Source organism: Pseudomonas sp. KT_2_4, assembly GCF_041410225.1.
GTDB lineage: Bacteria > Pseudomonadota > Gammaproteobacteria > Pseudomonadales > Pseudomonadaceae > Aquipseudomonas > Aquipseudomonas paracarnis.
Genome location: NZ_CP166962.1, coordinates 4335346 through 4357192, shown reverse-complemented (window position 1 = coordinate 4357192; position 21847 = coordinate 4335346). Strand labels below are relative to the sequence as shown.

The window sequence follows — 21847 nt, the reverse complement described above, 5'->3', positions numbered from 1 at the left end:
ACTATGCGTGCCCGAGACTCTGGCTGCCTCATGAAAAAAACGCACGCTCGCTTTTCCCTCTTGCTGCCTGGCCTGCTGGCCTTGAGCACCACAGCGCAAGGCGAGGACTCGCCACTGATACTTGACCCCAGCGTGGTCACCGGTTCGCGCAGCGCCAGCCCAACGTTTGATTTGCCCTACTCCGTGGACGGCATCAGCCGCGAACAGATCAGTGACGGCCAACTCGGCATCAACGCCTCCGAAGCCCTGTCCCGCGTGCCCGGCCTGGTGGTGCAGAACCGCCAGAACTATGCGCAGGACCTGCAAATTTCTTCCCGCGGCTTCGGCGCCCGTTCGGCATTCGGCGTGCGCGGCATCAAGCTGGTCGCCGACGGCATTCCCGCCAGTACCCCGGACGGTCAGGGTCAAGCCGCCACCTTCAACCTCGACACCGCCGAGCGCATCGAAGTGCTGCGCGGCCCGGCGGCGACGCTGTATGGCAGCAACGCCGGGGGCGTGATCCAGATGTTCTCCCGCGACGGCGAGGGCCCGCCGCGCATCGGCGCCGAAACCCTGGTGGGCAGCGACGGGCTGAACAAGAACCACCTGAGCGCCGAGGGCGCGGCGAATGGCGCCGGGTTTGTGCTCGACGCCTCGCGCATGGACACCAACGGCTACCGCGATCACAGCAGCGCGCGCCGCGACCAGACCTTCGCCAAGCTCAATTTCCAGCCCGATGACGACAGCAAGCTGGCGCTGATCTACAGCAGCCTGGAGCAGAACGGTACGCAGGATCCGCTGGGACAAACCTGGGCAGCGTACAAGGCCGACCCGCGTTCGGTGAGCGCCAATGCGCTGAACTACAACACGCGCAAAAGTATCGATCATCAGCAATTGGGGATGAATTACGAGCGGTATTTCGGTGGCACCACCTTGCAGGTCAATGCCTACACTGGGCGCCGTAGTGTGATTCAGTACCTGTCGATACCAGGCGGCAGCGCCTCGGACAAACGCGGCGGCGTAGTGGACTTCGACCGAACGTTCTACGGTGGCTCCGTCCATTGGCTGCAACCCATTACCAGCGCACCTGGAGATCTGACCTTGATCACCGGTCTCGACTACGACCGCAGCCAGGATGATCGCCAGGGCTACTCAAATACCGTCAACGGCATACACGGCGTCAAAGGTGTCCTGGGTCGTGATGAAATCGACACCGCCACCAGCCTCGACCCTTTCGTACAGGCCAACTGGTTGCTGGGCGACTGGACTCTGCAAGCCGGCTTGCGTCACAGCACTATGAAGATGGACGTTGACGACCACTTCATCAGCGATGGCGACGACAGCGGCAGTAAGACTCACCAGAAGAACACCCCGTCGATCAGCGCCATGTACGCCTTTACTCCCGACCTGCACGCCTATGTAAGCGCAGGCAAAGGTTTTGAAACGCCGACTCAAGCTGAGTCAGCTTACTCAAACACTTCGAACGGTTTTAACTTCAACCTCAAGCCGTCTGTCAGCAAGCAGTATGAGGTTGGCGTAAAGGCGCGCATCGGCCAGGACACCCGCATTAATGCTGCTCTATTCCAGATCACCACGGACAACGAGTTAGTGATAGCGCGATCAGACGGCGGGCGCTCTACCTACCAAAACGCCGGCCGCACTCTGCGCCGCGGCTTCGAACTAGGCCTGGAAAGCCAACTCAACGACCACTGGAGCACCAGCCTCGCCTACACCCGCCTGCAAGCTCAATACGACAGCGACTTCGTCAATAATGGGAAAACCATCGACAAAGGCAACTACCTCCCCGGCGTGCCACAAACCACCCTGTTCGCCGAACTGAACTGGAAACCACGGGACTGGGTCAGCACCGCCATCGAGGGCCTGTACCGCAGCAAAGTCTACGTAGAAGACACCAACCAGCAAAACGCCGCACCGGCCTACAGCGTCTTCAACTGGCGCGCACGGTTTGAGCAGAAGGTAGAGCACTGGACCTTTCACCAGACCTTGCGCCTGGATAACCTGCTGGATCGCCAGTATGTGGGGTCGGTAATTGTGGGCGACGGCAATGGTCGCTATTACGAAGCCGCGCCGGGACGATCCTGGTATGCGGGGGCTGGGGCGCAGTACCAGTTCTGAATGCAGCGCCTGGACGGGCGCCATCGCGGGCAAGCCCGCTCCCACATTTTGACCGCGTTCACAGATCAAGTGTGGGAGCGGGCTTGCCCGCGATAGATTTAACTGCCGACACCCGCCTCTTTGGGCAAGCGCTGGTCAATCACCTGGTACAGCGCACTGCCCTGCGGCCAGTTACGCATAAATCGCGCACGGTCTTTGGCATACGCAGGGGCGAAGCTGGACAGCGAACCGTGCTGGCACATCGCATCCAGGTCAATCATCGCCCAGCGCCCGTCGCTCCAGAACAGGTTATGGCCCTTGAAATCCCCATGGCTGATGCGCTCGCGGATCAGCTCGGCAAACAACTGGTCCAGCGCCTGCAATTCGCTCTCGGGCGCATCGCCGCTTTCAACATACGGCGCAAAGCGCTCGATGATGTCTGGCCCAGGCAGGTATTCGGTGACCAGGTAGGCACGGCTGCGCAACCACAGGAACCGTTTCTCCAGCACCGCCAGCGGCTTGGGCGTGGCGAAGCCCAGGAAGGCCAGGCGGTTGCCTTCGCGCCAGGAGTGCCAGGCGCGGCTCGGGCGCCAGAAGCGCTTGAGCCAATGGGCAAAGCCCTTGATGTTGTAGCGTTTGATAACCAGCGGCCGGCCAGCCACGTCGACCTTGGCCACGCTCGCCGCGCCACCGGTCTTGTACAGGTGACCCTGGTCGAGCAACGCATCGGCCTGCTCCAGCACCGGCACCATGGCGGCTTCTTCTTCGCGGCGGATCGCACGCAAGCCAAAAGCGCCGCGCACCACGCTGAACAGCGTGCATTCGCGGCCGGTCTTGTCCAGGTAGTCTCTCAAACGCCAGGCGCTGACTTTACGCACCTGCTTTTCCAAGGCTTGCATTGGCAAGGCGTGTTCGCCGTTGGCCAGCAAGTAATACACCAGCAACTCTTCGGTAAAGGGCTCGAGGTTCTTGGGCAGTTGGGCGAAGAACACACCGAGGTTCTCCAGCACTCGATTGCGCGACAACGGCTTGCCCGCCTCTTCGACACGAATACCGGCGCCATCGATCAAATACAGCTTGCCATCCTTGCGCAGCAGGTTGTCCAGGTGCAGGTCTTCTTGCCACAGGCCCTTGGCATGCATCTGGGCAATCGCGCCCAGCGCTTCGGCGAGCACAGCGGTTTGTTCGTCCGCCAACGGCGGCAGGTTTTCGACGGCGAGCCAAGCGTCGGACAGGCTTTGGGCCCCCTCGATAAATTCAAACAGCAGCCAACCGCCCTCGCCGTCCTGCAAGCCATCGGCCAGCAGCAACGGCGTGGTCAGGCCCTGCTCAGCCAACAGGCGCACCCCCGTAAGCTCACGCTGAAAATGCCGCGCCGCCTTGTTGCCCACCAACAACTTGGCCAACACCGGGCGACCCCGCCACACGGCGGCGCCCACATAGCGCTGCCCCGGCAACACCCGTAAAAGGCTCAGCAATTGCAATTGCCCAGGGCCGGCGGCATCCGCCAGGTCGAGGGTCAGTGGCAGGCCGGGGGTACGCCCAGCCGTTTTCAGCTCGGATAAACGCATCAGCGGTTCTCCTTATGGCTGCGGCGCGCGGTCAGGCGCTGGTGCCAAGTGGACACCAGGGCACTGTCCTCGGGCTGCTCAAGGTACGCCGCCAGCAATTGGCGCACCTGCGCGTCCGACCATTGCGGCGCGCGGCGCAGCAGCGGTTCCAGGTCCTTGACCCGGTCACGCCAGCCAAACAGCAGCGGGCGGGTTTTCTCCAGGTCGATCAACTGCGCGGCATAACCCTCACCGGCAGGCTGCAGGAAAATATGCTTGGGGTAAAAACAGCCATGCACTTGCCCGACGCTGTGCAGATGACGCGCCAGCTTGCCGCACGCCAACAGGATCGCACTGTGCTGGGCTGCGCTCAATTGCGACCACTGCTCCAGCAACGAGTCCAGGTCATTCCAGCCATCCAGCGCACGGGTGAGCAGCATCGCCCGGCGCTCGCCCTTGACCTTGCGTTCACCGAAGAACGCCGCTTGCAGGGCCGGTATACCGAGCTTTCGATACAGGCTGATGTTGCGAAACTCGCGGGCAAAACTCGGCTCGCCGAACGGGCGGTGCAAGGTGCGCGTGAGGTAGTTGCTCTGGCGCTTGAGGTAGTAACCCTGCCCCTCAAGCTCCAGGCGATACACACTGCTCCAACCGTCGCCGCTGGTGTTCGGCTCGTCCACTGCATCCAGTTGCTTGGCCCACAGCGCGTCGAAGGTCGCCAGGCCGTTGCGCTCAAGCAGAGCGCGGTCTTCGGCCGCCAGGAAGTCACTCATTCGCGTCCCTCGAAAAACTTCACCACATGGCGAATTCGCTGTTTGTCCGACGCGGTCAGGTGCGCGCGCTGACGATATTGCAGGTAGAAGCGCAGGCGCTGGGTGGCCGACAAGTGATACTTGGCGACTTTGTCCAGGCAGGCCAGGTCTTTGGTGATGCGGTACTTGAGCCAGAAACCGCGCCAGAAATCACCGTTGGGGCAGTCGATCAGGTACAGGGTGCGTTGGTCGTCCACCAGCAGATTGCGCCACTTCAAGTCGTTATGGGTGAAGCGGTGATCGTGCATGGTGCGCGTGTATTCGGCGAGCTGGCGGCTGATGCCATCGACCCACCGGGGGTCTTTGAGGCGCTCATCGTGACGCTCGGCCAGCACCGACAGATCTTCGGTCTTGGGCAGTTCGCGGGTGATCATGGCGCCACGGTTATAGGCCAGGCCCTTACGGTCCAGGCCCCAGGCCACCACGTCGGCGGTAGGGATGCCCCACTTGGCGAAGCGCTTGAGGTTCTGCCATTCGGACTTCACCCGCGGCCTGCCCAAGTAACGACGCAGGCCCTTGCCGGCACCTACGTAGCGCTTGACGTAATAATTGACCCCGCCACGCTCCACCCGGATCACTTCCGACAACGGGTCGCGGGTCAGCCGCTCGCCTTGCAGGGCGAACACCGCGTCCAGGCTTCCAAAGTCATCCGCCAGGGCGGCGTAGGCAGGTTCCAGATTCCAACCCGCCATCAGATCGCATCCCCATATCGCTGTTTACGCGCATACAGCTTTGCTGCCATGCGTTCCAGCGCAGACAACAGCGCGGTTTGCTCTGCCAGGATCTGGCGCAGCGGCTGCTGGAAGTAGGCCTTGAGAAAACGCAGCTTGTCGCGCTGGGTCAAGCCGATCTCCAACGCGGAGTAATACAGGCCGGCCAGGTCTTTGTTGCGCCAACGCACGGGGATCGTCGCACGTACCTGGGCACGGTGCAGGTCGATCACCGACAGCTTGAGGTTGTCGACGCTGATAGGCCGGTCGGTGTGCAGCAGGAAATGGCACAGGTAGCAGTCACGGTGGTTGACGCCGCCGCGGTGCATCGCGCCCACGGTACGCGCCAGCTCAAGGGTCAAGGCATGCTTGATGGCCGGCACGGGCGGTTGCTTGACCCAGTCCAGGGTCAGGTCTTCCAGGCTGATGATGGGGGTCAGTTCCTGGGTGATGATGAACGAATGCTGGTCGGCCGGGTTGCTGCCTTTTTCACCGAACGCCACGGCGGTCATGGTCGGTACGCCAAGCGCCTGCAAGCGCTGGATCGCCACCCACTCCTGGCCCGCGCCCAACACCGGTAATTTGGCGGTGACCAGGTTCTTGAGGATTTCGCCCCAGCCGATCCCACGGTGGATCTTCACAAAATAAGGCTGGCCCTCGACCACCGTACGCAACGTACGGCGAGCGGCCAGCTCGCGGAACACCTGGCCTTCCAGCTTCTCGACCTCGGCGAACGCATCGCGTCCGGCCCAGAGGGTCTTGAAGGGTTCGGCTAGAATCAACTTCATCGGTTTGGCTCCGCCAGAATCAGGTCCGCAGCGTACTGCGGCATGCTAAAGAGGTCGGCCGTCTCGGCGAAGGCCAGACCATTGCGACTCCAGGTCGCACGCGCTTGTGGGTCGTCGAGCATATCGACCAAATACTGGTTGAGCTGGGTTTGCTCGAACGGCTCGTCCAACACCCGGCCGCTCTGGGCCTTGTCGATGTAGAACGCATAGCCGCACACCTGGCTCACCAGTACAGGGAGGCCGGCGACCACCGCTTCGACCAGCACCATGCCGGCCGCCTCGTTGTACGCAGGGTGAATCAACAGGTCCGCCCCCAGCAGGAAACGCGGAATATCATTGCGGCCCTTGAAGAACTGCACCTGGTCGCCCAGGCCCAGCGCCGCGCTCTGCAATTGGAATACTTTGGGGTCGTCCTGGCCGATTACAAATAGCCGGGTGCGTTTCTTCAGCCGCGAAGGCAGAGCGGCCAGCGCCTTGAGGCTGCGGTCGACGCCCTTGGTCTTGAACCCCGAACCGATCTGCACCAACAGCAGATCATCCTCGGCCAAGCCAAATTCAGCGCGGAACTCGGCGCGGATTTCGGCGGCGTTCGGCGGGGCGCGGCGGTCGCGGGCAATACCCGGTGGCAACAGGTGAAAACGCTCGGCCTGGGTGCCGTAATACTGGGTAAACAGCTGCTGCTGGTGCTCAGACAACACCATGATCTGCGTCTTGGCGTTTTTATCGAACACGGCGCGCTCGTATTCGGCAAAGTGCTTGTAGCGCCCGAACCAGCGATACATCGGGTTGCGCAGGGTCTGGGCCTTGTCCTCGAACACACCGTCGGCGGCAAAGTACAGGTCCAGCCCCGGCATCTTGTTGAAGCCCACCACGCGGTCCACTGGGCGCTTGGCCAGGTCGGCCTGGATCCAGGCGTAGAGCTTTTCGTTGCGACGGTGGTTGACCAAGGCCTTGACCGGCGCCACCAGCACTTCAAAGCCTGGCGGGATATCACCTTCCCAGATCAGGGTGTACACCCGAATGCTGTGGCCGCGCTGCTGGCATTCCAGGGCGATGCGCATGAAGTCGCGCTGCAGGCCACCGAAAGGGAAGTACTTGTACAGAACAAAAGCCAGTTGCATCAGTGCTGCTCCTCGGCCAGTAACAACGTGCTCAGCCGGCTTGCAACACGCTCAGGGTTCAAGCGCGTGAAGCACAGGGGCGACTCGCGGGCGATGTCGAACCGCCGCAGGTCGTCGGCAGTGGGTTGATAAGTGCACTGTTTTTGCAGGCAAGGCGCGCACGGCCAGTCGCTGGCCAAGTGAATCTGGCCTTTGCCGTAGGCACCGGTAAGGCCTGGGTTGGTGGGGCCAAACAGGGAAATGGTCGGCACGTCCAATGCCGCCGCCAAGTGGCCAAGGCCGGTGTCGACGGCCACGCAGGCACGGGCGCTCGCCAAGACACGGGCAACGCCCGCCAGGTTGAGCTTGGGCAACACTTCGGTGTTGGGCAGGCCGAGGGCCAGGCGTTCGGCCCGCGCCTTTTCGGCGGCGTTGCCCCACGGCAGCTTTACGTCCACGCCCAGGCGGCCCATGCGTTCGGCCAGCTCGCGCCAATAGGCTTCGGGCCAGTGCTTGGTGTCCCAAGTGGTGCCATGCAACAGCAATACGAACGGTTTTTTCGGCGGCAGGCCGAGCAGCTTTTCAACGCTCAGGCCGTAGTCGCCCAGGCGTTGGGGCAGGTCGTAGCCCAGGGCCACGGCAAACAGCTGGCGCAAGCGCTCCACCGCATGCTGCCCACGGGCCACGGCCAGGCGCCGGGAATAAAAGCGCGCAGCCAGGGGTTCACGCGCAGAGTCTTTGTCGAAGCCAGCGATGGGCGCCCGCACATAGCGCGTCAGCCAGGCGCTTTTGAGCAAGCCCTGGGCGTCGATCACCAGGTCGTATTTAGTCGACTGCACCGCCTGCTTGAAGCGCCGCCATTCACCGCTCTTGATGGTTTGCCAGAGGTTCTTGCGCCAGCGGCGAATCGCCACCGGAATCACCTTGTCGACCGCCGGGTGCCAGGTGGGGATTTCGGCAAAGCCTTCTTCCACCACCCAGTCGAACCGAATGCCGGGAATCGCCCGCGCTGCGTCGGTGAGGGCCGGCAAGGCATGGATCACGTCGCCCAGGGATGAGGTCTTGATTACCAGAACCCGCAACTCAATGAACCTCGACCACGTCGCCCTGCAAACGCTGCAGGGCATCGGTTACCGGCTGGGGCAGCAACTGGCGCAGGCAGTTGTAGTGGCCGAAGCGGCAAGTACGGTCAAAGCACGGGCTGCAATCCAGGCCCAGGCGCACCACTTCGACCTTGTCGGCTAACGGCGGAGTGAAGCCTGGGGATGTGGAGCCGTACACGGCCACCAGCGGACGATTCAGCGCCGCCGCCACATGCATCAGGCCGGAGTCGTTGGACACCACCGAGTCGGCGCACGACAACAGGTCGATGGCCTCGGCCAGGGACGTGTCGCCACTGAGGTTCACCGCCTCTTCACGCAGGCCGGGGATCAAGCGCTGACGAATGTCTTCACCCACCGAATGATCGTTCTTGGAGCCGAACAACCACACCTGCCAGCCTTCGCGGATCTTGGTTTCGGCGACTTTGGCGTAATGCTCCGACGGCCAACGCTTGGACTCGCCAAATTCGGCGCCCGGGCACAAGGCCAATACGGGCCGATCCAGGGTCAGGCCGAACTTGGCCAGCGCCGCGTCGCGGGTCACCGGGTCGATCTGCAAGCTGGGGCGCGGGTACGGCTTGGGCAGTTCAGTGCCCGGCTCGTAGGCCAAAGCCATAAAGCGTTCGATCATCAACGGGTAACGGGCTTTATCCAGGGTGCGCACGTCGTTGAGCAGCACATAGCGAAACTCGCCGCGCCAGCCGGTGCGCTTGGGGATACCGGCAAAGTACGGCACCAGCGCCGACTTCAGCGAGTTAGGCAGCAGGATCGCCTGGTCGTACTGGCCCGCCATGGACTTGCCGATACGTCGGCGGGTCGCCAACTCAAGGGCGCCGTGGCCGAGCGGGAAGCTCAAGGCCTTACGCACCTCTGGCATGCGCTCGAGGATCGGCCGGCTCCACTCAGGGGCGAGCACGTCGATCTGGCAGTCTGGATAGCGCAGGCGCAGGCACTGAAACAGTGTCTGTGCCATCACCATGTCACCGACCCAACTGGGCCCAACGATCAGAATATTCATGTAGTTTCCACAAACGATGCGGGGAGGCCTATGCCTCCCCGCCTCGATAATAACTGTAGATCGCGGTGCGCCAGGGAGCATCTTTATGTGGGAGCTGGCTTGCCTGCGATCGCATCACCTCGGTATCCCTGATGAACCGAGGCGCCTGCATCGCGGGCAAGCCCGGCTCCCACATTAATCCGCATCCCATATAAAAATTGGCGTCGCCAATCAGTCGAGTTTCAATTTAAGCCCAGCGCCTGCCAGATTCGCATCACCTGTCGCCGCTCGTCGGCGAACTGGTCCCCGGCTACCGTACCGGCCTCGTTCTGCAAAGCCTGGCGGTGCGCGGCTGAGCGATAAGCCTTGTACACTTCACGCAGCAAATGGGCATCGGCGGCGGGCATCAGCCCGACCTGCTCCAGGCCCTCCAAAATGCGGATATTGTCGGTGTAGCGCAGCAACGATGGATGTTGCGCAGACCACGCCAAAGCCGCGTATTGCACCATAAATTCAATATCGACGATACCTCCGGCGTCCTGCTTGAGGTCGAACAGCGCCGTGGCCTCGAAGGCATTGGCGCCCCTGCCGGCAGTCGTGGCCTTGGTGCCCAGGTTGTCACGCATCTTGGCACGCATCTCGCTGACCTCCTGGCGCAGCTTCTCCAAGTCCCGCTCACGCCCCAACACGTTAGCCCGTACCTGCTCGAACGCCCGGCCCACATCCTGGCTGCCCACCAGTACCCGCGCACGGATCAGGGCCTGATGTTCCCAGGTCCAGGCTTCATTTTGTTGATAGCGATCAAACGCCCCCAGGGAACTCACCAACAAGCCGGATGCGCCGGAAGGTCGCAGGCGCATGTCCACTTCATACAGCTGGCCAGAGTTGGTCTGGGTGGTCAGCAGGTGAATGATGCGCTGGCCCAGGCGTGTAAAGAATTGTGCGCCATCGATCGGCTTGGCACCGTCCGTCTCGGCCTGGGGGTCGCCGTCATGGATAAACACCAGGTCCAGGTCCGAACCATGCCCCAGTTCGATGCCGCCGACTTTCCCATAACCGACAATGATGAACCCAGGATCGCACAGGGTGCCGTCCAGGCGCTGCGGCGAGCCGTGGCGGGCGACGGTCTGGCGCCAGGCCAGGGCCAGCACTTGTTCAAGAATGGCTTCGGCCAGCCAGGTGAGGTAGTCGCTGACCTTCATCAACGGCAGGCTGCCAGCGATTTCGGAAGCGGCCACCCGCAGGCGGTGCGCCAGTTTGAAATGGCGCAAGGCTTCCATCTGCTGCTCAAGGTCATCTTCGGGAATGCGCGTGAGGCGCTCGCGCAACTCAGCGGCCAGTTCCGGCGCCAGCGGCGGCTTGAACAAGCGGCCTTCGTTGAGCAATTCATCGAGCAACAGCGGGAAACGGGTGATCTGTTCGGCGATCCACGGGCTGGCTGCGCACAATGTCAGCAGGCGACGCAGGGCGTCGGGGTTCTCGGTCAGCAACACCAGGTAGGCCGAACGCCGGGCCACGGCTTCCACCAGCGGCAACACGCGCTCCAGCACCAGGTCTGGGTTGGCATGTTCAACGGCCTGGGCCAGCAGGCGTGGGATGAACGCATCCAGGCGCTCACGCCCCAGGCGCTGCATGGCGCGCAACTGCGGGCTGGCGCGCAGGCTGGCCAAGGCCTTGAGGGCCTTGGGAGCATCGGTGAAACCGCCTTCACTCAGTTGGCGGCACGCGGCATCGTCATCCTGGGATTCCTCCCACAGTGGCAACCATTCACCGCCGACCACCAATTCGCTTTCTTCGCCCTCTTCTTCATCAGGGTCGGCAATCACTTGGCGAAAGTGCCAGTCCACACGGCCACGCCAGTACATCAGGCGCTCATGGAACGCGGCCCAGTCACTAAAGCCCAGCATAAAGGCAATGCGTGCCTGGTCTTCGGGGCTGTCCGGCAGCATTTGCGTCTGGCGGTCGGCAATCGCCTGGATCGCATGTTCGGTGTAGCGCAGGAACTCGTAACCGCTGCGCAGCTCGCTGATCACCGCCGCGGGCAAATAACCCTGGCCTTCCAGCGTGCCCAGCACGTTCAACAGCGGGCGTTGCTGCAGGCTGAGGTCGCGGCCGCCATGGATCAGCTGGAATGCCTGGGCGATAAATTCCACCTCACGAATGCCGCCCGCGCCCAGCTTGATATTGTCGGCCATGCCCTTGCGCCGCACTTCCTGCTGGATCAGTTGCTTCATGGTGCGCAGCGCTTCGATGGCCGAGAAGTCCAGATAACGGCGATAGACAAACGGGCGCAGCATGTCGAGCAGTTGCGCGCCAGCCGCCTGGTCGCCGGCCACCACCCGCGCCTTGATCATGGCGTAGCGCTCCCAGTCCCGGCCCTGGTCCTGGTAGTACTGCTCCAGCGCGTTGAAGCTGAGCACCAGGGCGCCGGCCGAACCGTAGGGACGCAGGCGCATGTCGACGCGGAAGACAAAACCGTCGACGGTCATCGGGTCCAGGGCCTTGATCAGTTTTTGACCCAGGCGAATAAAGAACTCCTGATTATCCAGGGCGCGCTTCACGCCCACCGTCTCGCCGCCTTCGGGGTAGGCGAAGATCAGGTCGATATCCGACGACAGGTTCAGCTCCACCGCACCGAGCTTGCCCATGCCGAGGATGACCATGTGCTGCGCCTCGCCACTGCGTGCGCCGGTCGGCGTGCCGAACTGGGCGCAGTGGCGCTGGTACAGCCATTGATAGGCCTGGTCGATGCAGGCGTCGGCCATGTCGGACAGATCGCGACAGGTTTGCACCAGGTCAGCCTGGCGTGTGAGGTCGCGCCAGATGATGCGCACCTGCTGGCGCGTGCGTTGGCGGCGTAGCGCACGGCCCAGTTCATCTTCTGTTTCGGCCTGTTGCACGGCACCGGCTATCTGGCTGCACAGCTCGCCGGGCGCAAAGCCGCGGTCCAGCTCGCCCCAGGCCGCCAGTTCAAGCAACATCAAAGGGTCACGAACACTCTGTTCAATGACGAAATCACTGGCGGCGCACACGCGAGCGAAGTCGGCCCACCGTTGCGGCGTCCACGCAGAAAGGCCATGATCGTCGTCCAGCGCGGCCACTGCGTCACGAAATGACTGCTCGGCCCGGCCGGCGTAAGGCAACAGAATGGCCGGCAGTTCGGCCAGCGTTGGAAGGCTCATGGTCTATCCTTGATCGGCGTGTAAATGGCGTGTAGTTGTGAAGGCAAGAGCCATGCTCGGTGAAGGACTGTCGAACAAAGGTTAGAAATAGCTGAAATTAAATTAATCTTGGCAGGCAACATCAAAGTTTCACCTTTTCTTGTTCGCAATAGACCAACAATAACGATTATGCTCACCAGCAAGACCGAGCCATACGCTCAGTCTTGTGTAGTTTTACTACTCGTATATACATTCGAAAGGCTGAAATGGCCGACGATTTGTAGTAAAACTACAGGACGCCGAAGCAACCTTCGGCCATCCAAGAATTTATGTCGTCTGCCCACAAGGCCAGTCGCAAACTTCAGGCAACCGATTCTGGTAGCCTTTCCGCCCTGGAGCAAGCCATGCAAGACCTCGATCCCGTCGAAACCCAGGAATGGCTGGACGCCCTGGAATCGGTTCTCGACAAAGAAGGCGAAGACCGTGCTCACTACCTGATGACCCGTATGGGCGAACTCGCGACCCGCAGCGGCTCGCAACTGCCTTACGCCATCACTACGCCATACCGCAACACCATCCCCGTTACCCACGAAGCACGCATGCCTGGCGACCTGTTCATGGAACGCCGCATTCGCTCGCTGGTACGTTGGAACGCCATGGCGATGGTAATGCGCACGAACTTGAAAGATTCGGACCTGGGCGGTCACATCTCCAGCTTCGCTTCCAGCGCAACCCTGTATGACATCGGCTTCAACTACTTCTTCCAGGCCCCGACCGACGAACACGGCGGCGACCTGATCTACTTCCAGGGCCACACCTCGCCAGGCGTCTACGCCCGTGCGTTCATGGAAGGTCGCATCAGCGAAGAACAAATGAACAACTTCCGCCAGGAAGTCGACGGTCAGGGCCTGTCGTCCTACCCGCACCCTTGGCTGATGCCTGATTTCTGGCAGTTCCCGACCGTTTCCATGGGTCTGGGCCCAATCCAGGCGATCTACCAGGCACGCTTCATGAAGTACCTGGAAGCCCGTGGTTTCATCCCCGAAGGCAAGCAGAAAGTCTGGTGCTTCCTCGGCGACGGCGAGTGCGACGAGCCGGAATCCCTGGGTGCCATTTCCCTGGCCGGCCGCGAGAAGCTCGACAACCTGATCTTCGTCATCAACTGCAACCTGCAGCGCCTCGACGGCCCGGTTCGCGGCAATGGCAAGATCATCCAGGAACTCGAAGGCGTGTTCCGCGGTGCTCAGTGGAACGTGACCAAAGTCATCTGGGGCCGCTTCTGGGACCCACTGCTGGCCAAGGACGTCGACGGTATCCTGCAGCGTCGCATGGACGAAGTCATCGACGGCGAGTACCAGAACTACAAAGCCAAAGACGGCGCGTTCGTCCGTGAGCACTTCTTCAACACGCCTGAACTCAAGGCGATGGTTGCCGACCTGTCCGACGACGAAATCTGGAAGCTCAACCGTGGCGGCCACGACCCGTACAAGGTCTACGCGGCGTACCACGAAGCGGTCAACCACAAAGAACAACCCACCGTCATCCTCGCCAAGACCATCAAGGGTTATGGCACCGGTGCCGGCGAAGCGAAGAACACCGCGCACAACACCAAGAAAGTCGATGTCGACAGCCTGAAGTTGTTCCGCGACCGCTTCGACATCCCGGTCAAGGACGAAGAGCTGGAGAACCTGCCGTTCTTCAAGCCAGAGCCAAACAGCGCCGAAGCCCGCTACCTGAGCGAGCGCCGCACTGCACTGGGCGGTTTCGTGCCACAGCGCCGCGCCAACAGCTTCAGCGTGCCGACGCCAGACCTGAGCACCCTCAAGGCTATCCTTGACGGCTCGGGCGACCGTGAAATCTCCACCACCATGGCCTTCGTGCGTATCCTCGCGCAATTGGTCAAGGACAAGGACATCGGCCCGCGCATCGTCCCGATCATCCCGGACGAAGCCCGTACCTTCGGTATGGAAGGCATGTTCCGTCAGTTGGGCATCTACTCCTCCGTCGGCCAGCTCTACGAGCCAGTCGATAAAGACCAGGTGATGTTCTACAAGGAAGACAAGAAGGGCCAGATCCTCGAAGAAGGCATCAACGAAGCGGGCGCCATGAGCTCCTTCATCGCTGCCGGTACTTCGTACTCCAGCCACAACCAGCCAATGCTGCCGTTCTACATCTTCTACTCGATGTTCGGCTTCCAGCGTATCGGCGACCTGGCCTGGGCAGCAGGCGACAGCCGTACCCGTGGCTTCCTGATCGGCGGTACCGCCGGCCGCACCACGCTGAACGGCGAAGGCCTGCAACACGAAGACGGTCACAGCCACATCCTGGCTGCCACCATCCCGAACTGCCGCACCTTTGATCCAACCTACGGCTATGAGCTGGCGGTGATCATCCAGGACGGCATGAAGAAGATGACCGAAGAGCAGCAGGACGTTTTCTACTACATCACCGTGATGAACGAGTCCTACCAGCAGCCAGCCATGCCGGCCGGTGTGGAAGAAGGCATCATCAAGGGCATGTACCTGCTCGAAGAAGACACCAAGGAAGCAGCACACCACGTACAGCTGATGGGCTCCGGCACCATCCTGCGTGAAGTGCGTGAAGCGGCGAAGATCCTGCGCGACGAGTTCAACGTCGGTGCCGACGTATGGAGCGTCACCAGCTTCAACGAGCTGCGCCGCGACGGCCTGGCCGTGGAGCGCAGCAACCGTCTGCACCCTGGCCAGAAGCCAGCCAAGAGTTACGTCGAAGAGTGCCTGGCCGGCCGTAAGGGTCCAGTCATTGCCTCTACCGACTACATGAAGCTGTTTGCTGAACAAATTCGCCAGTGGGTCCCGTCCAAGGAATTCAAAGTCCTGGGCACCGATGGTTTCGGCCGCAGTGACAGCCGCAAGAAGCTGCGTCACTTCTTCGAAGTCGACCGTCACTTCGTGGTGTTGGCAGCCCTGGAAGCCTTGGCTGACCGTGGTGAGATCGAACCTAAGGTGGTGGCTGACGCTATCGTCAAGTTCGGGATCAACCCGGAAAAACGCAACCCACTGGACTGCTGAGGAGATTTTTTGTGAGCGAACTCATTCGCGTACCTGACATCGGCAGCGGTGAAGGTGAAGTAATCGAGCTGTTTGTGAAGGTCGGCGACACCGTCGAAGCCGACCAGAGCATCCTGACCCTGGAGTCGGACAAAGCGAGCATGGAAATCCCTGCTCCCAAGGCCGGCGTGGTCAAGAGCCTGAAAGTGAAGCTGGGCGACCGCCTGAAAGAAGGCGACGAACTGCTGGAACTGGAAATCGAAGGCGCTGCTGATGCAGCCCCTGCGGCCGCGGCTCCGGCCGCCGCTGCACCTGCACCTGCTGCTGAAAAGCCTGCCGCTGCCGAGGCTGCTCCAGCCCCGGCCGCCGCACCTGCCGCCGCGACCGTCCAGGACATTCACGTCCCGGACATCGGCTCGTCGGGCAAGGCCAAGATCATCGAGCTGCTGGTCAAGGTCGGCGACACCGTCGAAGCCGACCAGTCGCTGATCACCCTGGAGTCCGACAAGGCCTCCATGGAGATCCCGTCGCCGGCTGCCGGCGTAGTGGAAAGCATCGCGGTCAAGCTGGAAGACGAAGTCGGCACCGGTGACTTCATCCTCAAGCTCAAAGTACAAGGTGCTGCGCCAGCCGCCGCACCAGCACCGGCTGCTGCTCCGGCGGCCAAGGCTGAAGCGGCACCTGCCGCTGCTGCCCCTGCGCCGGCCGCAAAAGCCGAAGCTGCGCCCGCCCCTGCGGCGGCTGCACCTGCGCCAAGCGGTGCCAAGGTTCACGCCGGCCCAGCCGTGCGTCAGTTGGCCCGTGAATTCGGCGTCGAGCTGAGCGCTGTTGCAGCCAGCGGCCCGCACGGCCGTGTGCTGAAGGAAGACGTGCAGGTTTACGTCAAAACCATGATGCAAAAAGCCAAGGAAGCTCCGGCTGCCGGCGGCGCTACCGGTGGTTCGGGCATTCCGCCGATCCGTACCGTGGACTTCAGCCGCTTCGGCGAAACCGAAGAAGTGCCGATGACCCGCCTGATGCAAATCGGCGCGGCAGGCCTGCATGCCAGCTGGTTGAACATCCCGCACGTGACCCAATTCGACCAGGCCGATATCACCGACCTGGAAGCGTTCCGCGTTGCGCAGAAAGCCGTGGCCGAGAAGGCCGGCGTGAAGCTGACCGTACTGCCACTGCTGCTCAAGGCCTGTGCACACCTGCTCAAGGAACTGCCGGACTTCAACAGCTCGCTGGCGCCAAGCGGCAAGGCGATCATTCGCAAGAAGTACGTGCACATCGGCTTTGCGGTCGACACCCCGGATGGCCTGCTGGTACCGGTCATCAAGAACGTCGACCAGAAGAGCCTGCTGCAGCTCGCTGGCGAAGCGGCTGCACTGGCTGCCAAGGCCCGCGACAAGAAGCTCACCCCGGACGACATGCAGGGCGCCTGCTTCACCATCTCCAGCCTCGGCCACATTGGCGGTACTGGCTTCACGCCAATCGTCAACGCGCCGGAAGTGGCGATCCTGGGTGTGTCCAAGGCCACCATCCAGCCTGTGTGGGACGGTAAAGCGTTCCAACCCAAGCTGATGCTGCCACTGTCGCTGTCCTACGATCACCGCGTGATCAACGGCGCCGCGGCTGCGCGCTTCACCCAGCGCCTGAGCCAGTTGCTGAACGACATCCGCACCATCCTGCTGTAAGTCGCAGGGCCTTCCTGTTACCGGGAAGGTCCTTGCCACACCGATTTCCGAGCGCCACGCTCGTACCTCAACCCCGCCACTTGGCGGGGCTTTTTTTGCCTGTATTTTGTAGGAGCGAGCTTGCTGTGGCGAGGGAGCTTGCTCCCGCTGGAGTGCGAAGCGCTCCCAAGATTTTGGGGCCGCTGCGCAGCCCAGCGCAAGCAAGCTTGCTCGCCACACGCAAGCACCCTACCTGCGTCAACGCACCACCGATCACCCCAATTACAGAAATCCCTCGCGCGGCCGATAACAGGCTTATAGCACTTAGCCTTCATCCTCTCTTGTCACTGCGTCCTGCATGATGCAACCTTGCCGCAGTCGACAGTCAAGAGGGCGTGAGCCCAGCGCAGTGCGCATTTTCCCAAGCGAGTTTCCCCATGAAAAGCCAACCCGATGTCGCCCGTATGGCGGCCGAGGTAGTGACGCAATTACCGGTGCCTTCGCGCCTCGGTATGCTGCGTTTCGAGCGGCTTAATGAGGCAAGCTGGGCCCTGCTCTACCTCGATCCCAATTGCGAACGCCAGTTCGGCCTGCCGGCGGTTGAACTCTGCGCCTTGATCGGCACGCCCTACGCCAGCCTGATGGAACCCCAGGCGCGCTACCAGTTGCACGATGCGATCCAGCAACAACTGGCCCACAGCCCCCATTATCTGGTGCGCTATACCCTGCACACCCATGACGGCCCGCTGAGCGTGCTGGAAATGGGCGAGGCCTACAAACAACACAACCGCCACCTGGTGCGCGGCTACCTGATGGTGGTCGAGGGGCTGTTCAGCGAGAACAGCGCACCCGCCCCGACGGTCGACCTGGAAAACCAGAACAGCCGCCTGCAAATTGCCCTGGAGCTCAATCAGCGAGCACAGCAGGAACAGTTGCAGCATCTGGAGCGAGTGCGCGCCCAGCAGGAACTGATCCTGCTGCTGGCGCGCCAACGCTACACCACGCCAAACTCCCTGCAAGAAGCCGCTGAACTGATCACGCGCAGCGCCTGCGACATTTACCAGATCGACTGCGCCAGCATCTGGAACCTCGAAGGCCATCACTTGGTACCGATCTCCGCCTATCACCGCGCCGATCAACAACACCACCTGCCTGAAGCCATCGATGCCAGCGGCTTCCCGGATTACCTGGAAGCCCTGCACTCCAGCCGCGCCATCGACGCCACCCACGCCATGCGCGACCCACGCACCCGGGAAATGGCTGAAAGCCTGCGCGCCAAGGACATCCACGCGATGCTCGACGCCAGCATCCGTGTCGACGGCCAGGTGGTCGGCGTGCTGTGCCTGGAACAAGGTGGCAGCCCGCGCGCCTGGCAGTCCGATGAAATCGCGTTCGCCGGCGAGTTGGCAGACCAGTTCGCCCAGGTCATCAACAACCACAACCGCCGCACTGCCACCAGCGCCTTGCACCTGTTCCAGCGCGCGGTAGAGCAAAGCGCCAACGCGTTCCTGCTGGTCAATTGCGACGGCGTGGTGGAGTACGTCAACCCCAGCTTCACCGCGATCACCCAGTACAGCGCCGAAGAAGTCCACGGCCATCGCCTGGCCCAACTGCCAGCCCTGGAGAACCTCAGCGAATTGCTGTTCGACGCGCCCTCGGCCCTGGCCAAAAGCAACAGCTGGCAAGGCGAGTTCAAGAGCCGCCGCAAGAACCTGGAACCCTACTGGGGCCAGCTGTCGATTTCCAAAGTGTATGGCGACAACCGCGAGTTGACCCACTACATCGGCATCTACGAAGACATCACCCAGACCAAGCTGGCGCAGCAGCGCATCGAACGCCTGGCCTACACCGACAACCTGACCAACCTGGGCAATCGCCCCGCGTTCATTCGCAACCTCGACGAGCGCTTTGCCCGCGACAGCGACAGCCCGATCAGCCTGCTGTTGGTGGACATCGACAACTTCAAGCGCATCAACGACAGCCTCGGCCACCAGACCGGCGACAAGTTGCTGATCAGCCTGGCGCGCCGCCTGCGCAACAGCTTGAGCAGCGGCGGCAGCCTGGCGCGTTTTGCCAGCAACGAATTCGCGGTGCTGTTGGACGACGCCGACCTTGAGACCGGCCAGCAGGTGGCCAGCCAGTTGCTGACCACCCTCGACAAGCCGATGTTCGTCGACAACCAATTGATCAGCGTCACCGGCTCCGTGGGCCTGGCCTGTGCGCCGCTGCATGGTCGCGACCCACAGACCTTGATGCGCAACGCCGGCCTGGCCCTGCACAAGGCCAAGGCCAACGGTAAACACCAGGTGCAGGTGTTCACCGAAGCCCTGAATGCCGAGGCCAGCTACAAGCTGTTCGTGGAAAACAATCTGCGCCGTGCCCTGACCCAGAACGAGCTGGACGTGTTCTACCAGCCCAAGCTATGCCTGCGCAGCGGTCGCCTGCTGGGCATGGAAGCACTGTTGCGCTGGAACCACCCGGAAAAAGGCATGATCCGCCCCGACCAGTTCATCAGCGTGGCTGAAGAAACCGGGCTGATCATCCCCATCGGTAAATGGATCGCGCGCCAGGCCTGCCGCATGAGCCGCCAATTGACGGCCGCAGGCCTGGGCAACTTGCAGGTGGCCATCAACCTGTCGCCCAAGCAATTCTCCGACCCGGACCTGGTGGCCTCGATTGCCACCATCCTCAAGGAGGAACAGCTGCCGGCCAACCTGCTGGAACTGGAACTGACCGAAGGCTTGCTGCTGGAAGCCACCGAAGATACGCGCCTGCAACTGGACCAGCTCAAGAGCTTTGGCCTGACCCTGGCGATGGACGACTTCGGTACCGGTTACTCGTCGCTGAGCTACTTGAAAAAATTCCCCATCGACATCATTAAGATTGATCGCAGCTTTATCCATGAAATCCCGGACAACCAGGACGACATGGAAATCACCTCGGCGGTGATCGCCATGGCCCACAACCTCAAACTCAAGGTCGTGGCCGAAGGCATCGAAACCGCTGAGCAGTTGGCGTTCCTGCGCCGGCACCGTTGCGACGTGGGCCAGGGCTACCTGTTCGACCGCCCGATCCCGGGTGCCGAGCTGATGCAGAGGCTTAAACGCTACCCGCGCGGGCCAATCGCCTGACAGCGCTGTAACACTCGGGCACACTGGCTGTCTGACAATTTACTGTTACTCAACCTGACGAGAGGACTGATCATGGTCTTGCGCTCGGAAATTCTGGTGAACAAAAACGTGCTGCCTACTCAAGAACAAGCGTTGCCTGGTCGTGAAACCCCGATGAAGTTACCGGAAACGCACTTCGTCAACGGCAACCCACTGCTGGGCCCGTTCCTGGATGACGTCGGCTTTGCGATCTTCGGCCTGGGCTGCTTCTGGGGCGCAGAACGCAAGTTCTGGCAGCGCGACGGCGTGGTCAGCACCGTGGTCGGCTACGCCGGCGGCTTCACGCCTAACCCGACTTACGAAGAAGTCTGCTCGGGCCTGACCGGCCACAGCGAAGTGGTGCTGGTGGTGTATGACCAGGCCAAGGTGAAATACGAAGACCTGCTGAAGATGTTCTGGGAACTGCACAACCCGACCCAGGGCATGCGCCAGGGCAACGACATCGGCAGCCAGTACCGCTCGGTGATCTACGCCACCACGCCGGAGCAATTGGCGGCGGCCAAAGCCAGTGCCGAGGCTTATCAGCAAGAGCTGAGCAAGGCCGGCCTGGGTGAAATCACCACGGAAATCGAAGAGGCCCCGACGGTGTACTTCGCCGAGGCGTATCACCAGCAGTACCTGGCGAAGAATCCCCAGGGTTACTGTGGGATCGGCGGCACTGGCGTGACCTGCCCGATCTAGGAAGCTACACAAACCAAAATGTGGGAGATTCTATGGTTGAGGGGCAACCCTCAACCAACTTTTGGCTGATATTCGCTTTGCCCTTTCAGCAGAGCGAACACCACCCTAGCAAGCTTGCGGGCCAGTATTACCAGCGCCTGTGTGGTGCTATAGCCTCGCGCCCTCTGTGCTTGATAAAACGCTTTCCATGTCTCTGTTCGGCTAGCCGCCATCGCTGCGTTATGCAGCAGGCGCCGAGCTTCTGAGTCGCCGCGCTTACTTAAACTACGACGACCATCCTTCTGTCCTGACTTGTTGACGCGCAAATCCATACCAAGAAAGGCGATAAACGCGTCCGAATTCCTGAACTCTCCCCGTTGGAAGGTGGCAATCAAACGCGCGCCAGTCAAAAAACCGATACCTTCGACTTTCAAGCAACGCTTCAACTGACCCAGTAAACCTGCTTCTTTCAGGCAGTCACTGATCATTTTTTCGATTAACCCTTCCAGTCTCTGCATCGACTTCACCTGCTCGGCAAACGAGGCCTTAAGAAGCGGCTCGTTCGCCCAGCTTTGCGTCAGGCTGACGCGCGCCTGAACCAAGGCTGCGCGCCGACGAAACAGGCTTAGAAGATGGCGATACAGCGGTGATGGAGGTGTCCAGGGACGCAGTTCGTCTGCCTCCTTTCTCAAATAGCGGACGAGCAGCTTGGCATCCAAAGCATCGGTCTTGGCCCGGATCTTCACGCTTTCGCGGTAATGCTTGAGCTCATAACCTCCAACCATGTAAACCACGCAACCAGCTTCATGAGCTAGATCAGCAAACTCCAAGTGGTAGATATTGGTGGCTTCAATTGCGATGGCCACTTTGCAGGACAAGGCCTTCAGCCATTTTTTGATAGCGGCTTTGGTGTTTGGGATTGTTTCTAACAGATCGACTTCAGCGTGATAAATCACCAGTTCATTCTTAGCGACATCGACGCCTACGATTGGCTTTGAGACAGAAACTGGCATTGCCA

14 protein-coding genes are annotated in these 21847 nt (G+C 61.5%); 5 read left to right on the top strand and 9 right to left on the bottom strand.

Annotated elements, in window-relative coordinates; translation table 11 throughout:
• Window positions 1-30 precede the first annotated feature (30 nt).
• Window positions 31-2115, top strand: a complete 2085-nt coding sequence (locus AB9N64_RS20015) for a TonB-dependent receptor family protein (RefSeq protein WP_371359636.1) — start codon at window positions 31-33, stop codon at window positions 2113-2115.
• Window positions 2116-2213: 98 nt separating this feature from the next.
• Here the strand turns inward: AB9N64_RS20015 and AB9N64_RS20010 are convergent, their stop codons facing one another.
• The 8 genes from AB9N64_RS20010 to glnE form a co-directional block, all read right to left on the bottom strand.
• Window positions 2214-3665: a lipopolysaccharide kinase InaA family protein gene (locus tag AB9N64_RS20010; protein ID WP_014716630.1), complete on the bottom strand. Its 1452-nt coding sequence runs from the start codon at window positions 3663-3665 to the stop codon at window positions 2214-2216.
• Complete coding sequence (locus tag AB9N64_RS20005; RefSeq protein ID WP_032904063.1) at window positions 3665-4417, bottom strand: lipopolysaccharide kinase InaA family protein; 753 nt, start codon at window positions 4415-4417, stop codon at window positions 3665-3667. The genes AB9N64_RS20010 and AB9N64_RS20005 overlap by 1 nt, the downstream gene beginning before the upstream one ends.
• A complete protein-coding gene (locus AB9N64_RS20000; protein ID WP_003187993.1) occupies window positions 4414-5148 on the bottom strand; it encodes a lipopolysaccharide kinase InaA family protein in 735 nt (244 codons plus the stop codon). Before AB9N64_RS20000 ends, AB9N64_RS20005 begins: the two co-directional genes overlap by 4 nt.
• The gene (gene rfaP / locus AB9N64_RS19995; protein WP_014716628.1) at window positions 5148-5954 is read right to left on the bottom strand and encodes a lipopolysaccharide core heptose(I) kinase RfaP; all 807 of its coding nucleotides are present in this window, start codon (window positions 5952-5954) and stop codon (window positions 5148-5150) included. The genes AB9N64_RS20000 and rfaP overlap by 1 nt, the downstream gene beginning before the upstream one ends.
• The gene (locus AB9N64_RS19990; RefSeq protein WP_014716627.1) at window positions 5951-7075 is read right to left on the bottom strand and encodes a glycosyltransferase family 4 protein; all 1125 of its coding nucleotides are present in this window, start codon (window positions 7073-7075) and stop codon (window positions 5951-5953) included. Before AB9N64_RS19990 ends, rfaP begins: the two co-directional genes overlap by 4 nt.
• Window positions 7075-8136: a lipopolysaccharide heptosyltransferase I gene (gene waaC / locus AB9N64_RS19985; RefSeq protein WP_102666012.1), complete on the bottom strand. Its 1062-nt coding sequence runs from the start codon at window positions 8134-8136 to the stop codon at window positions 7075-7077. Before waaC ends, AB9N64_RS19990 begins: the two co-directional genes overlap by 1 nt.
• A 1-nt stretch (window position 8137) precedes the next feature.
• A complete protein-coding gene (waaF, locus tag AB9N64_RS19980) occupies window positions 8138-9172 on the bottom strand; it encodes a lipopolysaccharide heptosyltransferase II (protein ID WP_019818313.1) in 1035 nt (344 codons plus the stop codon).
• A 221-nt stretch (window positions 9173-9393) separates the two neighbouring features.
• Window positions 9394-12333 (bottom strand): bifunctional [glutamate--ammonia ligase]-adenylyl-L-tyrosine phosphorylase/[glutamate--ammonia-ligase] adenylyltransferase, encoded by a 2940-nt coding sequence (glnE, locus tag AB9N64_RS19975; RefSeq protein WP_371359635.1) that lies wholly within the window; start codon window positions 12331-12333, stop codon window positions 9394-9396.
• Window positions 12334-12716: 383 nt separating this feature from the next.
• On the opposite strand from glnE, the gene aceE reads away from it, so the two are divergent.
• The 4 genes from aceE to msrA all read left to right on the top strand — a co-directional run bounded on the left by aceE (window position 12717) and on the right by msrA (window position 20850).
• Window positions 12717-15362 (top strand): pyruvate dehydrogenase (acetyl-transferring), homodimeric type, encoded by a 2646-nt coding sequence (aceE, locus tag AB9N64_RS19970; RefSeq protein WP_014716623.1) that lies wholly within the window; start codon window positions 12717-12719, stop codon window positions 15360-15362.
• Between the two features lie 11 nt (window positions 15363-15373).
• Entirely contained in the window at window positions 15374-17020 is a 1647-nt protein-coding gene (aceF, locus tag AB9N64_RS19965; RefSeq protein WP_014716622.1) for a dihydrolipoyllysine-residue acetyltransferase, read from the top strand.
• A 416-nt stretch (window positions 17021-17436) separates the two neighbouring features.
• Window positions 17437-20130, top strand: a complete 2694-nt coding sequence (locus AB9N64_RS19960) for a bifunctional diguanylate cyclase/phosphodiesterase (RefSeq protein WP_020301653.1) — start codon at window positions 17437-17439, stop codon at window positions 20128-20130.
• A 72-nt stretch (window positions 20131-20202) separates the two neighbouring features.
• Window positions 20203-20850 (top strand): peptide-methionine (S)-S-oxide reductase MsrA, encoded by a 648-nt coding sequence (gene msrA, locus AB9N64_RS19955; protein ID WP_014716620.1) that lies wholly within the window; start codon window positions 20203-20205, stop codon window positions 20848-20850.
• 50 nt (window positions 20851-20900) lie between these two features.
• Here msrA and AB9N64_RS19950 read toward each other — a convergent pair whose 3' ends face one another.
• Window positions 20901-21842, bottom strand: coding sequence for a transposase (locus tag AB9N64_RS19950; RefSeq protein ID WP_172832683.1), 942 nt, complete (start codon window positions 21840-21842; stop codon window positions 20901-20903).
• Window positions 21843-21847: the final 5 nt, after the last annotated feature.

Bases quoted from the DNA above. Each gene is read 5' to 3' on its own strand.
- AB9N64_RS20015 (WP_371359636.1), top strand. From the start codon at position 31: ATGAAAAAAACGCACGCTCGCTTTTCCCTCTTGCTGCCTGGCCTGCTG.
- AB9N64_RS20010 (WP_014716630.1), bottom strand. From the start codon at position 3,665: ATGCGTTTATCCGAGCTGAAAACGGCTGGGCGTACCCCCGGCCTGCCA.
- AB9N64_RS20005 (WP_032904063.1), bottom strand. From the start codon at position 4,417: ATGAGTGACTTCCTGGCGGCCGAAGACCGCGCTCTGCTTGAGCGCAAC.
- AB9N64_RS20000 (WP_003187993.1), bottom strand. From the start codon at position 5,148: ATGGCGGGTTGGAATCTGGAACCTGCCTACGCCGCCCTGGCGGATGAC.
- rfaP (WP_014716628.1), bottom strand. From the start codon at position 5,954: ATGAAGTTGATTCTAGCCGAACCCTTCAAGACCCTCTGGGCCGGACGC.
- AB9N64_RS19990 (WP_014716627.1), bottom strand. From the start codon at position 7,075: ATGCAACTGGCTTTTGTTCTGTACAAGTACTTCCCTTTCGGTGGCCTG.
- waaF (WP_019818313.1), bottom strand. From the start codon at position 9,172: ATGAATATTCTGATCGTTGGGCCCAGTTGGGTCGGTGACATGGTGATG.
- glnE (WP_371359635.1), bottom strand. From the start codon at position 12,333: ATGAGCCTTCCAACGCTGGCCGAACTGCCGGCCATTCTGTTGCCTTAC.
- aceE (WP_014716623.1), top strand. From the start codon at position 12,717: ATGCAAGACCTCGATCCCGTCGAAACCCAGGAATGGCTGGACGCCCTG.
- AB9N64_RS19960 (WP_020301653.1), top strand. From the start codon at position 17,437: ATGAAAAGCCAACCCGATGTCGCCCGTATGGCGGCCGAGGTAGTGACG.
- msrA (WP_014716620.1), top strand. From the start codon at position 20,203: ATGGTCTTGCGCTCGGAAATTCTGGTGAACAAAAACGTGCTGCCTACT.
- AB9N64_RS19950 (WP_172832683.1), bottom strand. From the start codon at position 21,842: ATGCCAGTTTCTGTCTCAAAGCCAATCGTAGGCGTCGATGTCGCTAAG.